Raw genomic sequence first — 13923 nt, forward strand, 5'->3', positions numbered from 1 at the left:
AAAGTCCGGCTTGATTAAAAGAATTTTTATCTTTATATCAAATACAAACAACCGTAAAATATAATATTATGACGTACACAGTTTTAACATCATCACGTTTTGAGGATTTGATTAAACAGGTAAACAACTTAATTGAAAAAGGCTGGATACCGCAGGGAGGCTTTTGCGAAATGGGCAACGGAGCCATATATCATTATTCTCAGGCCATGATAAAAATTACCAAAAAGAAATAAAGCTTTTACACTGCCTGAATGAATAACAAAGCGGGGTAATGCATTTTTTTTTGCCGAAGCGTCCGATACTTTTTATTTTAATGTAAATTTGAAGCCGAAATTATTTTAAAAGTTAAAACGGACTCCTAGCTAGCGGTTTGTTTATTTTATGCCACAATCATGTCTATTAAAGTCAGCCAGATAACAAAAAAATACGGCAAACAAAAAGCGCTTGACCATGTTGCTTTCGAGATAAAAAGCGGTGAAGTTGTTGGTTTGCTGGGGCCTAACGGAGCCGGAAAATCCACTCTGATGAAAATCCTTACAGGATTCATACCTCCCACATCCGGCAATGCCTATGTGTGCAACCTTGATGTGAGGGAACAGTCCCTGGAAGTGCGTAAAAAAGTTGGTTATCTGGCCGAGCACAACCCCCTGTATCTTGAGATGTATGTAAAAGAATTTTTACTTTTTGTTGCCGGGCTGCACCAGCTTGGAAAAAATAAAAATACACGCGTTAAGGAAATGATTCATATTACGGGGCTTGAAACGGAGCAACATAAAAAAATCGGGGCGTTATCAAAAGGTTACCGTCAACGAGTAGGCCTTGCCCAGGCGCTGATGCATCATCCCGAAGTTCTTATTCTTGATGAACCCACTTCCGGCCTTGACCCCAATCAAATACTTGAAATACGCACGCTTATTAAAAAAATCGGCAGTGAGAAAACGGTAATGCTTTCAACCCACATCATGCAGGAAGTGGAAGCTGTCTGTAACCGGGCCATAATAATCAACAAAGGGCTTATTGTGGCTGACGAACTGACAACTAATATGCACAATCTCCTCAAAAAAAGGAATACAGTTACCGTGGAATTCAATACGAATGTTGACCATGGCTTTTTGAAAAGAATACCGGGAGTGCTTAAGGTAACACATAAAAGAGGGCATATTTGGGAAATGGAATCTGACGAAGGCTCAGACGTGAGAAGTGAAATTTTTAAATTTGCCGTAAAAAACAATCTGGAAGTACTTTCTATGCACAAGGAAACAATCAGTATAGAAGATGTGTTTCATCAATTAACGAAAGAATAAAAATTTTTTTTGTTTTAAAAAAATATGTAATTTTGCAGATGCAAAGTGGAAAGATTTGGATTGCTTGCAACCACGGAAAAAAATGCTAAAACAAAAATTTTCCCGCCGATACAATCCTTAAGCTTCCCGAAACTAATTATTAACTTAAACAAAAAATGTTATGGGATATTTATTTACTTCCGAGTCCGTATCAGAAGGACATCCGGATAAATTAGCAGATCAGATTTCTGATGCATTACTTGACGAATTTCTAAAACAAGACCCACATTCAAAAGTGGCCTGCGAAACTTTTGTTACCACAGGACTTGTAATATGCGGTGGCGAAGTCAAAACCAAGGGCTTCGTTGATGTACAAAAAACCGCTCGTGAGGTTATACGTGAAGTGGGTTACACCAAGGCTGATTATAATTTCGAGTCGGAATCTTGCGGTGTTATTTCTTCAATACATGAGCAATCTCCTGACATCAACCAGGGGGTGGAACGTCAAAAACCAGAAGAACAAGGTGCCGGCGACCAGGGGATGATGTTTGGTTTTGCCTGCAAAGACATGGATAATTATATGCCCATGCCTATCGAACTGGCACATATCCTACTTCAGGAACTTTCGGCTATTCGCCGCGAAGGAAAAAAAATGAAATACCTTCGTCCGGACTCAAAATCACAAGTTACCATTGAATATGATGAACATGATAATCCTTTAAAAATTGACACCATTGTTATTTCCACACAACATGATGAATTCATTAAACCTGAAAAAAACTCAGAAAAAGAAATCAAGATTGCCGAGAAAAAAATGCAGGAACAAATTATCACAGACATCAAAACTGTTTTAATTCCCCGTGTTATTAAAACATTGCCTGAACGTGTCCAGAAACTCTTTATGAAAAATTTCCGCTTGCTTGTAAACCCTACAGGTAAGTTTATAATTGGTGGACCTCATGGCGATACAGGGCTTACAGGACGTAAAATTATTGTGGACACTTATGGCGGTAAAGGCGCTCATGGCGGCGGGGCTTTCTCAGGAAAAGATGCATCAAAGGTTGACCGCTCAGCAGCTTATGCAGCAAGACATATAGCCAAAAACATGGTGGCGGCAGGCATTGCCGATGAAGTACTCATTCAGGTGGCTTATGCTATCGGAGTGGCAAAACCTGTTGGAATTTTTGTCAACACCTATGGTACAGCAAGGGTAAAAAATGCCAAAGGAAAGATAATGGCTGACGGAGATATTGCAAAAAAAATTGATAAAATCTTCGACCTGAGACCTTATGCAATTATTAAACGTTTCGGGCTGAAAAACCCAATTTTCAAAAAAACCACCGCTTACGGGCATTTTGGGAGAACAAACTATGTGGAAGAAATTGAAGTAGGTTATACTGATGATACCACAAAAACAAAAAAAATAAATGGGGTTCCCGTTCATTTTAAAAAAGTTGAGTTCTTCGCCTGGGAAAAGCTTGACTACGTTGAAAAACTTAAAAAGGAGTTTAACCTGAAATAAACCCTTTTTTGTATTTTCACAAAAAACCAAAGAAGTTTATTTTTCTTTGGTTTTTTTATTTGGCAAATTATACCAATTGTATTTATTTTTTAGTCCAAAGACAAAAAATAAATTACAATGGTTAATGCCGATGCTACATGAAAATAGTCCAATAAGAAAAAGTCAACTTTGGACTATATTGAATGTGCAATCGGTATTATATCATTGTGCCGGGCTACTCATCTGCAGAACAAAATTTACAGGCATGGTAATTACCACCCGTACTTCATGTCCCTGGGTTTTTCCGGGCTTCCAGCGGGGCATCAGCCTGGTAACCCTTAGCGCTTCTTCATCACAACCGGCGCCTATTCCCTGCAGAACAGAAATATTTGATAAACTTCCGTCTTTTTCAACAATAAACGAAATATAGACTTTCCCCTGTATTTTGTTTTGCAATGCAGTGGAAGGGTATTTTATATTGTTTTTTAAAAAATTAATTCTTGCCTTCTCTCCGCCGGGAAATGAGGGCGACTCTTCAACATAAGTATATACGGCATCGCTGGCTGGCTCCCCACCGTCGAGTACACCTTTATTGCTGCCTTCTGATGATGTACCCTCCCCGGCAGTATCTCCTTTTATTTCTTCATTTATAAAGAAAGCCACTTCTTCTTCCTGCGTAACAACAATCTGAGGAGCAACAAATTTCACGGCTTTTCTTATTTTTTGCAGCTCAGGAGGTAAATCCGTTTCCGGATTCTTTTTTTTCTCCTGAGGAACGGGCATAAACTCGGTGTATAGCTTATTTTCTATAATTGTTGTTTCGGGTTTGTGAAACATAAGAGAGGGTATAAATGCCGCAAGGAAGAAAAAAACAGAAGAGATAATTATTGCCGCAATAAGGAACTTATTATATTTCTTCCGCAACAGATATGCTCCATAAGATTTATTTCTGTATTGAAAAACAATTTCATCTATATTGTCTGAACCAAATCTCACATTCAAAGTTTTATATTACAGTTCAATCTTAATGCCAAAAAAATGTTTTTTACATGCAACAGTAAAATATTTAGATTCCTTCGGAAAATTTATTGCCTTATTTGAAAATAAAAAAAGCCCCCGCGTTTTTACGCAAGAGCTTTTCCTGTAATTTGTCTTATTAAGAATTTACCTTTTGTCCGTAAGCTTCTGCATTCATAAGCGAGCCTATCTCTTCGGGAGAAGTGAGTTTTACTTTAATAATCCAGCCTTCTCCGTAGGGGTCTTTATTAATCGTTTCGGGATTGCTTTCAATTAAGGCATTAAACTCAAGAATTTCGCCACTAACAGGCATATACATATCCGAAACGGTTTTCACGGCTTCAATAGTGCCAAAAGTATCTCCTTTAGCAAGGGTTTCGCCCACAGTATCAACTTCAACAAAAACAATATCCCCCAGTTCATGTTGGGCAAAATCGGAAATACCAATATAAGCTTCGGTCCCGTCAACCTTAATCCACTCATGGGATTCTGCGTAAAATAAATTTTCTTCTATTTTCATGATGTTGTTTGATTATTTAATTTTTGTCAAATATACTATTTTTTTTATAGTTGTAAATTTTATTGAGCAAGGGTAAATCTCAGGCTGATACCCCCATTGATGTTTGAATTGGGATACTGAGATGACACATAGGGTGTGTTAATGATGTGGTCATAAAACAATCGGACATTAAACTTTTCACTAATCTGATAATCAGCAGAAACATTAATTGAATATATCCTGCCTCCGGAGGAAACCTGATCCATGTTTTCCACAAGTTTTCTTAAGGTTGTTTTGTTATCTCGTATTGAGAAATCAGCTTTCAGGTTTAAGTCACTTTTTATCAGCCTTCTTCTTCCTCCAAGATTTAAGTTAAACGACACATCCTTAAAACGATACCCTGCGCCAATAACATATTCGTTCGACACTATTTCCGTAAGCTGGGTATTGGCAAAGCTAAGCGACAGGTTGCGGGATTTTTTCCATTCCAGCTTCAATAAAAGGCTGTTATTCATAGTCATATCGAAACCAACCAGGGGGCTGAATTGCTCAGTAATAGAAACCTGCCCTATTTCTCTTTTGGAAATAAAATCTCCCATCTGGTCGCGTATATATGCATATCCATCGATATCTTCTTTATACAAAACATTTGTCGCAAAAGAATTTACATTGTAAGTACAACGGTATGTATGGCTTATGGTGATGGAGCGGAAATATTTTTTTATAGCTGCTATTCTTGTCAATCCTGTGTACGTGAGTCGCCAGTTCGGCAGGGGAATTGCTCTTAATATTTTTTCCGAAAATGGTGTTAAAGCTACATTTTCGGGTTTTTTACCAAGATATGCCGCAAGAAATGCAGGGATCAACACATCTTGCGATGTAGGGCCATACCCATCAGGGAAGCCTGTTGAATCAATAATTCCGCCGGTTGAATAACGGTTGTTTTGTTCTGCAAGTCGGGTAGCTATAATTATTCTGTATTCTTTAAATTTTTCAAATACATCTGATGAATTATCTTTATTATCCCCGATAAAAGCTGTTTTTAATCCAATAATGGTCATACTGAAGCTACCGCTTTCAACCATAGAATATGGGTCGCTGGCCTCAAACTCTCCGGCATATTTGTAAAAGGCCTGACTTTGTTTGGCATAATTGGTATTTCCGGTTACATCAATTCTCATTCCTGCCAGAGGTTCGATGGATGTCTGATAGTTGAGCACTTTGGATTGTTTAACGGCAAAGGGAATGTTCAAATTTGTATCTCTTGTTACCCAGCCCTTTTGAAATGCTTTCGCTATAATATTTTCTGTAGAATTAAACATATCTCCGGGGCTCCCCATTACAAACCCAAAAGTTGGGGCCATATGTTTCCAGTTCATACCTAATGCCACGGGTTTGTATATAAAACCCGGCAGCACACGTCCGTTGCTTTCCTGATATGAAATGTTTAAGGTTCTGACAAGCATAAGAATTCCAAGGGCGTTATCGAGGATAAGCTTACCGGCATTGACTTTAAGTTTGGTGGAGTCAGCTTTTGCATTCTCATCTGGCATATTAGTTTTTTGAGGAGGCTTATTGGTGTTTAACCTCGCCTTATCGTTTATTTTTTTTAGATAAGGAACCTTGTTGTATAAATTGAGCAGATTTGCTGTGAAGTTAAGTTGTTGTGTGTTGGAGTTTTCAATGGTATTTCCAAAGGAATTTTCAACAATATTACCATAATCGTCTGTTGATAAGGGTAAAGCGGTCCAAACATAATTTCCCCCATACCTGGCAGTGATGTTTATCCAGTTAAATATCGGAATTTTATTTATGGGAAGCGTATAATTAATGTCAATAGACTGGTTATAATTTGTCATACGGCCGAAATCAAGGACGTTTTTCCAAATAGAGTCTCTTTTTTCTTTGTAATCCGGCTGGCCTTTAACAATTTTTCCCGGGGGTTCGTCAATCAAGGCTATGGCATGTGCCTGATAATCGAGTTTCAGGTTTTGTGTCAGGTCCCATTTAAACGCGTAATCGCGTGTCCACCCAAAACGTTTCACATAGGTTGGTTCAAGGATAATAAGTGCATTTGTTTTGTTTCGCAATAAATTTTCCTGAAACTGCTTGTTCAAATCGGTGCGGAACGAAAGCATCTTGGGCATGTAATAAAAATTAAAGTCTTTGATAATCCGCAGCCATTTTGATTTTGATAAGAGTTTCCATTTATCCAGTGGCTTTACAGGTTTTAAATTGGCAGTGTAATTGTATCCCAGCCCTCCCATGTGAGTAATCCTCCTGTCGTATTCAATGTCAACATTTCTGTGGAATAATTCGGTGTAGGCATAAGTAAAATCAAAATTCTCCAAATCATAGATATGGCTTTTGGTGTTGGCGCCCACCTTTGTTTTGCGGACATTCATAAAATTTACGCTGGTTCTTGTGGTTACATCCTGAGTAATTTTTCTGACAGAATCTCTTTCTCTTTGTGTTGCATAGGTTTGTAAATCGTCCTTATAAAGAACATCGGGATTTATGGGGTTGTATTCGGGTATAGCTCGTTGCTCTGAGTAATCAAAGTGCATAGGGATTTTTATGCCCCATTTCTCGGGGAAAAACTTGCCCAACTCTAAATTTGTTGCGATATCATAAGATATCATAGTTTCTTTTTGAAGCTGATTGAGTTTCTTGTCGATACTTCCGAAGCCGGGAGTACTTATGGTTCCGGCAAGACTAACATTTCCGAAATCGGCAAGATTGGCCGAAATCCTTGCTGTGGCGGCATATCCTCCACTCTGGTCAAAATCAGTGAGACGCAATTCATTCACCCATATTTCTGCACATTTTTCTTTACCATCGTCGGCCGAACCCAAATCTGTCTTTTTGGGGTTTCTTATCCCAATCATAATAACTTTTACATCGCTGATACTTGGATTCCCCAAAACAGTAATCTTGTTGTTCCTGTCATCATAAACTTCATAAGGCAAAGAAACAGAGACAGATGTTCCCTGTTGGTGAAGTAAGGTGTTTCTTTCTTTTTTAACTTCAACCAGTTCGTCAAGCACAATTTCCATTCTGTTACGTTCGGGCCAGATAGCTTCCTCGTCGCTCGAAAACCAGGGAGTTAATTCTAAAGGAACTTCATATTCATAATAATTGCTTTTAAAATCAGAGCCCAGACGGAGGAAAACGGTCAGGTCGCCATCCTTGATCAGCGATTCATTACCCGTGGCTTCCGCATGAACAAACATTTTCAACGTTTTAAATTTCCGCATGTCAAAGTCACAGGTTTTATAAACCGCTCTGGCATCGCCATCAAAAAGGTGGCATACCTTCATGGATAAAGCCTGCTCGTTCAGCTGTTGCATGGTCGTGCTGGAATAATTGGTTTCTCTTTCAATGCCCGGCGGAATAACATAAGTTACAGGAGTGCGTTGGCCATTTTCTTCAAGATTTACAGCGGAGACATCAAAAGATGTCAGGGTAATATCATCAACGGGGATATATTCCCCGGGTGCAAGCAGGCTGTAATCATATTTACGCCAGTCGCTTCTTACCAGGTCAAAAGTAGCAAATCGGCAAATGACTGAGTCGCTGAAATTCTTGAAAAATACACGTATGAAGCGTATGGATTTAAAATCCTGTATGCCTCCGACAATTTTATCGGGAGATTTTACAGGAACTTTGAATTGATACCATTTAATTGTTGTGGAAGTCCCGTTTGGCAATCTGCCCGTAGTGGCTTCCAGTTCATCGGTGATATAATTCTGCCCAACAACCATTTTTGAAGGGTCAAGGTCAATGCGGTACTGAAAATACCTTTCTCCTTCACTAAGGGTATTATCCCTGTTTATGTCTTCGCCATCCGGTAGTGTTGTGGCTTGCATGGGATAGCTCACACCATAAAGGTCTTGTGTTTGCTGGTCGGTAGGAGAATTTCCCTCTGTAAGATTGAATTTTTTATAGCGCTGAAGTATTGATTTGCTTTCATTATCGTAATCAGGACCTCTGAAATAATGAAAATCATCGCCTGATGGGTCAGCAATAGCATTTTGATAGGCGACAGAGCCTGTCCCCACATGATTTATTATACGGTTTATGTAATCACTGAAAAAGATGTTTTCGTTGCCTGAATTTATACCATCCAAACCCACATCCTGATAAGGCCTGGCACTTTCGTTGTTGTCAAAAGAATTAGTCAACGGCTGAAGGCTTGGGACTATACCCCACGCGGTAGTGTCAACATCTTCCGTTGTGCCGTCGGGTGGCAATCCGTTTTCAATGCTTTTACGGGAATCTTTCAGAACATCTTCCGAAATATCTCCCAGGTTAATATACATTTGACCCCCTGTGTGTGAAGTATTATACACAAAAGGATCCATCATCCAGAATTCAATATATTCGATATTGGTTTCTTCAAAATCTGTTGACTCTATCCGGCGCATCATACCCCCCCAGCGGGTATCCGGGTCTATCAGTTTCCCGTCAGGGCCTATACCTTTTGAATATCCCTCCGAACCATCCACATCATAATTATACGAGCCTCTTTCCCAAGGATAATATGCCATGTTTAACACAGCAATATTAGAAGGAAGGTTGTTTTCAGGTTGCCTGTTGGGAAAAACTTCCTGTTCATAAACTTCTCGTGCAAAATGATTTGAAATGTCGTCAGTAGTAATATTGGGTGGCAATTGATTGTTATCGCGGTAAAAAACAGAAGGGTCAATCACATACCAGGCCAACCTTGCTCTGTTATAGTTAAACGCCAAATTGGAATTCAGCACAGCTTCAGGAAACAAATCGGTTTGCCCCTGAGGAGTACTTGCTAAAAACCAACTTCCCACATTTCGGAGGTCAATGGTTGATTTACTGCTTTCAAAATCATCAATATATGACGTTCCTGTTTTCCCAATTGCCTTGGAATGCCCGGGAATAAGGTTGGCAAATTCAGCATTTATAGAAACATTGGAAGGGGCTTTTGTTTCAATTAATGGTAAAAGGTCAACTAATTTTGTCAGCCAGCGTGCCTCTGTAGTGTAAGCTCCGTCAACACCCCATATGGTGTTTGAGATAGGCTCATCGCCAAAATTCACTTTTTGTGTCAGCGGCTTTTCGGTAAGGTTAAGCACAGTGCCTCCGATATTGAGGTTTTTGTTGACCATATAATCCACTCTCAAGCCCATGAGTGTTTTGGTTTGGATACCAAAAGTGCTGTTGTTTTCCAAAGAAATATTTACGGGAGTTCCGGAGTTCAGAATACCTTCATTTATAATTTTAACTCTTCCCAGCGTGTAATCAACGGTATAATCAACATTTTCTGTCAATGGTATTCCTCCCGCAGTAACTTTGACGGACCCCTGAGGCACATTCATAGCCCCAAGGGATATTTCCGAGCCGGAGGCGGATTTATAAAAACCCTGAAGGGAAAATTTATTTCTGTCTGGATATTGCTGTGCCCCGGTTTTTGTCATGCTGTAGAGGGAATCGTAACAATATTTGTCGGCTATAGGATTAAGCAAAGGGTTTCCGCCTGTGATAGCTTGTCGAAGGTTGCTTCCGAATGGTTCAAGAACAGGAAAGAATATTCTTCCGTTGGTTGATTGTATCAACCCCCCACCGGTAGCCGCATTATCAATAAAATCAAAAACTCCGTCAGGAACAGGGTTTTGATTCATATCAAGGCGGTCACAGCCCAACACCCGGATGAGAGGCTTGCCATCAATTGCCCCTTCAGTAATGTACCCCATGGGAATTCCTTGTTCTTCTCCTGAATATAAAACATTCAGCCTGAAATCCTGAGAATTGATTTGATATCCTCCAATAGAGTACACGTTTTTCATCATCAGTTTGTACATAGGAGTTTTAGTGTTCAAGGTAGTGCTCTTAAGCAGTTTCAGCATCAGGCAACTCGGCGCACTGACTCCCGTTCCTGTCATTTCCCCAACCTGATACACCGTAGTGTCACCAACGAGGGTGTACTGATATGCGACAGCCAATACCTGGTCTGAGTTCAGGGAAGTATTAAGTGAAATAAAGCCCAGCTTGCTGTTAAAAGTATATTCCGATGGTTGTAAACGCCTTGCAAGTTCAACCTTTTCATAGTCAAGGCCCGAAACCATTCCCAAAGAAGCAAGATAATTATTAACATTATTCAGGTTTCGTATTTGCCCCGGATCCACCAGAAAGGTAATCAAATCATTAGCTTCGTTATCGGGATAGTAACCGGTCTGATGTACGTTGCCATTAAATATTTTCTGTGCCTCGCCCAAATCCTGAAATGCAACAATGTTGCGATTGTCTGTTGTAGCCGCTCCAATATTTGTAAGCCAAACTTCTATGTTGGTAATATTGATGTTCGAGTTGATAATCGGAAGTTTTTTCAGCGAGTTTTCGTAATTGTCACGGTAATAATGTGAAAGAAAAAAGTGTTTGTTTTCCTCATATTGGTCAGCCTTAACATTGAATTCGCTTGTTTGTGCTCCTCCCGAAACGGTAATATTTTCGGTATTGCTTTCTTGTTGAGACCAAAGTCCCGTAATTGTTGCCCTGCCGAATTTTAATTTTGTTTTAATACCAAACAAAGATTGGCTTCCTGTAATTAAGGTACTGTTCAGGGGCAGTGTAACATCTCCTGCTTCAATTAATTGAATAATATCATCTTCTTCGCCTTCATATTTCAGGTTCATCTTGTTTTCAAAATCAAAAGACGATTCTGTATTGTAGCTTACCATAAATTCGATTCGTGTACCTATTTTGGCTGTTACATTAAGCTGTATTTTTTCCTGAAAATCAAAATTTGTGGTGCGGCGCTGTTTCACATCGAGTGCAGGGTTGTTGGTTTTGGTTGAGATAACCCCAAATATCAGTTCCGCAGAGCCTGAAGGGCGAATATCTATAGTGGTGCCTCCGAATATCTTGTCAAATACTTTGTTGTTGATATGAATTTTGGGAATAATATTTCCATCACCTTTTGAACCGCGGTTGGCTTTATTCCTGTCGTGCCAATATTGCTGCAAGGCTTGGTCCATGTCAAAATTGGTATATTCATCAAAACTCATATAGTTTGACGGGCGGTATTCAAGCGTTCCGACATTATTTTTAATAATATATTCATTATTTTCCGGGTCATACACAACCTCGGTTTGCACATTGGACGGGTTGTTCATGTAAAGCCCACCGTTTTGTCCGGCATCATAGGGATTTCCGCTATTATCATCAAAAGGAAATTGGAGAGAATCCGGCGGGTTGGTATCGGGGGGCAATATAAGTTCTTTTTTGGCAACACTATAATTGACAGGAACATGAACACTGCTGGCAATAGCGATTGACAGTAAGAATAAGGCTGCTAAAATTTGAATTATATATCTGGCTGCTTTCAACAAGACTGGTGTTTAATGCTCTTTCAATTATAAAATTTTCAATGTTTTTTTTATCAACTCTTCAACAGTCTCAATATTTACATCAGATTTTAGTATCCTGTCAATGGCTTTTTCTGCATTGTTTTTATTAAAACCCAATATTATCAAACCTGATAAAGCTTCTTCTTTGTATTTATTGTGCAAAGGCATAACAACATCCTGTTGTAACGCAATTTTTGCATATTTATTTTTCAGTTCTATAATGATTTTTTGCGCTGTTTTCGAACCAATACCTTTTACCCGTTCAAAAGCCGCTACATATCCGTTTACTAATGCACTAATCACTTCGTCTGTTGTCAGGGATGAAAGTATTAAACGGGCAGTATTTGCCCCCACGCCATTTACTGAAAGCAAATTAATATATAATTCACGTTCATTCGGGGAGTAAAAGCCATAAAGAGTAATTCCCACCGGAGTTGTTGCTTCGTTTTTAACCGCCATATACGTAAATAAGCGGCATTTAGTTCCAATTTCTCCAAGTTTTGAAAAGGTATTCAGGGAGATATTCATAAAATACCCTATTCCGCCAGTTTCAAGAATCGCATAGGCAGGATTTTTCTCAGTAAGAGTACCTTCTATATAAGAAATCATGGTATATTAAAAGGCACAAATTTACAAAACTTCCTGAATAGCCAAGTCAAGTGCCTGTTGTAATATTTCTTGTTGTGGTTTTTGAATAAAGTCATTATCTACCAGGGCCTGTGTCATTGCTCTGGCTTCCCGGATGTCTTTCTCTGCCCTGTTAAAAGCTTCTTCACGGGAAATTGTTATACGTGCCACACCGTCTTTTATTGCTTGCATAGCAACATCCGCTGCCTCTTCGGGAAAAACCGAAGCTTCATTCATGTTGGGAACAATATTTTCGGGGCTGATACCGCGTTTTTCGGCATAATTTGCGAGGGAATGTGCGGCAGCAATAGCCATATTGTCGGTGATCTTTTTAGCACGTACCATTAATGCACCCTTAAGGATTCCCGGGAAGCCGATGGAATTATTCACCTGGTTTGGAAAGTCTCCACGCCCTGTCGCCACGATATATGCCCCTGCTTCTTTAGCTGCATAAGGGTAAATTTCAGGAACGGGATTGGCACAGGCAAAAACAATGGATTTTTCAGCCATAGATTTGACCCATTCTTTTTTTACAGTTTCCGGGCCGGGAGTTGATAAGGAAATAAGAATATCGGCACCTTTCACAGCTTCTTTAATATTTAAAATTTTATGCGGGTTTGTTTTTTCGCAGAGCTCCCATTTGCGGTAAAAGCGTGGGTCGTTTTTAATATCCTCTCTGCCGGTATGTAACGAACCTTTGGTGTCAAACATGATGATTTTCTTAGGATCTCCGCCATCCGTGATAAAAAGGCGCGCAATTGTTGTATTGGCTGCTCCGGCTCCAAAAAGCACGACTTTCACATCGGATATTTTCTTATTCGCAAGTTTTAAGGCGTTGAGAAGTCCTGCCAGCGTAACACAGGCTGTTCCCTGAGCATCGTCGTGCCAAACAGGAATATCACATTCTTCACGCAGTATATCAAGAACTTTGTAACAATTGGGCTGTGAAATGTCTTCAAGATTAACAGCGCCGAAACTATGCTGAACCATTTTCACAAACTGTATGATTTTATCGGGGTCATTCTGCCCTTTGTCATTTTTACTGTCAACACATAAGGCAACGGCATCAATACCTCCAAGGTATTTCATCAGGAAAGCCTTGCCTTCCATAACGCCCAGACCTCCCGAAGGCCCGCAATCCCCGTCGCCCAAAACACGTGTGGAATCGCTGACAACAGCAACAAAATTGCCCCTGTTGGTTAGCTGAAATGAAGCATCAACATTGTCACGTATTGTTGTGGAAATTTTAGAAACTCCGGGTGTGTACCACACATTGAACCAGTTAAACCCCATAACGGGTGCTTTGGGAACTGTCTGTATTTTTCCTTCATAAAAACGGTGAACGCTTTCGGCAAGTTTTTTTAAAAATATTGTTTTTGCTTTTGCAATTTGTTCTTGTGTAAAATTTTTAGGAAAAGCTTTATTTAAGTTTGATAAGTCCAGTTGTATTTTTTCCATATATTTTTTAAATTATGTTGTTTTTAATAGAATGTAAAAGTACATTTTTCAATTGAAAAATTTTTTTTAATGGTGAATAATTTTTTTGCTTTTTATATTAATAACATTTGTTTTTTTATGAAAAATGATTTACTTTTGGACTTTACTGAAGTTAGG

The 13923-nt window shown here is 39.3% G+C and carries 8 protein-coding genes; 3 read left to right on the plus strand and 5 right to left on the minus strand.

Features of this window, described 5'->3' with window-relative positions; translation table 11 throughout:
- The first annotated feature begins 68 nt into the window (after nucleotides 1–68).
- From M0R16_05550 to metK, 3 genes are all read left to right on the plus strand, one after another.
- Nucleotides 69–233 (plus strand): hypothetical protein, encoded by a 165-nt coding sequence (locus M0R16_05550; GenBank protein MCK9612349.1) that lies wholly within the window; start codon nucleotides 69–71, stop codon nucleotides 231–233.
- 159 nt (nucleotides 234–392) lie between these two features.
- Complete coding sequence (gldA, locus tag M0R16_05555; protein ID MCK9612350.1) at nucleotides 393–1304, plus strand: gliding motility-associated ABC transporter ATP-binding subunit GldA; 912 nt, start codon at nucleotides 393–395, stop codon at nucleotides 1302–1304.
- A gap of 160 nt (nucleotides 1305–1464) precedes the next feature.
- A complete protein-coding gene (gene metK, locus M0R16_05560) occupies nucleotides 1465–2805 on the plus strand; it encodes a methionine adenosyltransferase (protein ID MCK9612351.1) in 1341 nt (446 codons plus the stop codon).
- A gap of 201 nt (nucleotides 2806–3006) precedes the next feature.
- Here metK and M0R16_05565 read toward each other — a convergent pair whose 3' ends face one another.
- The 5 genes from M0R16_05565 to M0R16_05585 form a co-directional block, all read right to left on the minus strand.
- Nucleotides 3007–3780, minus strand: coding sequence for a TonB family protein (locus tag M0R16_05565; protein ID MCK9612352.1), 774 nt, complete (start codon nucleotides 3778–3780; stop codon nucleotides 3007–3009).
- A 160-nt stretch (nucleotides 3781–3940) separates the two neighbouring features.
- Nucleotides 3941–4321: a glycine cleavage system protein GcvH gene (gcvH, locus tag M0R16_05570; protein ID MCK9612353.1), complete on the minus strand. Its 381-nt coding sequence runs from the start codon at nucleotides 4319–4321 to the stop codon at nucleotides 3941–3943.
- 59 nt (nucleotides 4322–4380) lie between these two features.
- Nucleotides 4381–11661 (minus strand): cell surface protein SprA, encoded by a 7281-nt coding sequence (sprA, locus tag M0R16_05575; GenBank protein MCK9612354.1) that lies wholly within the window; start codon nucleotides 11659–11661, stop codon nucleotides 4381–4383.
- Nucleotides 11662–11688: 27 nt separating this feature from the next.
- Nucleotides 11689–12291 (minus strand): Holliday junction branch migration protein RuvA, encoded by a 603-nt coding sequence (gene ruvA, locus M0R16_05580; GenBank protein ID MCK9612355.1) that lies wholly within the window; start codon nucleotides 12289–12291, stop codon nucleotides 11689–11691.
- A 21-nt stretch (nucleotides 12292–12312) separates the two neighbouring features.
- The gene (locus M0R16_05585) at nucleotides 12313–13767 is read right to left on the minus strand and encodes an NADP-dependent malic enzyme (protein MCK9612356.1); all 1455 of its coding nucleotides are present in this window, start codon (nucleotides 13765–13767) and stop codon (nucleotides 12313–12315) included.
- Nucleotides 13768–13923 lie beyond the last annotated feature (156 nt).

The sequence above is a fragment of the Bacteroidales bacterium genome (genome assembly GCA_023228145.1).
In the GTDB taxonomy this organism is placed as follows: Bacteria; Bacteroidota; Bacteroidia; order Bacteroidales; family CAIWKO01; genus CAIWKO01.

What these genes read in the sequence shown, in the direction of transcription:
- M0R16_05550 (MCK9612349.1), top strand. Translation starts at nt 69, where the DNA reads ATGACGTACACAGTTTTAACATCATCACGTTTTGAGGATTTGATTAAA.
- gldA (MCK9612350.1), top strand. Translation starts at nt 393, where the DNA reads ATGTCTATTAAAGTCAGCCAGATAACAAAAAAATACGGCAAACAAAAA.
- metK (MCK9612351.1), top strand. Translation starts at nt 1,465, where the DNA reads ATGGGATATTTATTTACTTCCGAGTCCGTATCAGAAGGACATCCGGAT.
- gcvH (MCK9612353.1), bottom strand. Translation starts at nt 4,321, where the DNA reads ATGAAAATAGAAGAAAATTTATTTTACGCAGAATCCCATGAGTGGATT.
- ruvA (MCK9612355.1), bottom strand. Translation starts at nt 12,291, where the DNA reads ATGATTTCTTATATAGAAGGTACTCTTACTGAGAAAAATCCTGCCTAT.
- M0R16_05585 (MCK9612356.1), bottom strand. Translation starts at nt 13,767, where the DNA reads ATGGAAAAAATACAACTGGACTTATCAAACTTAAATAAAGCTTTTCCT.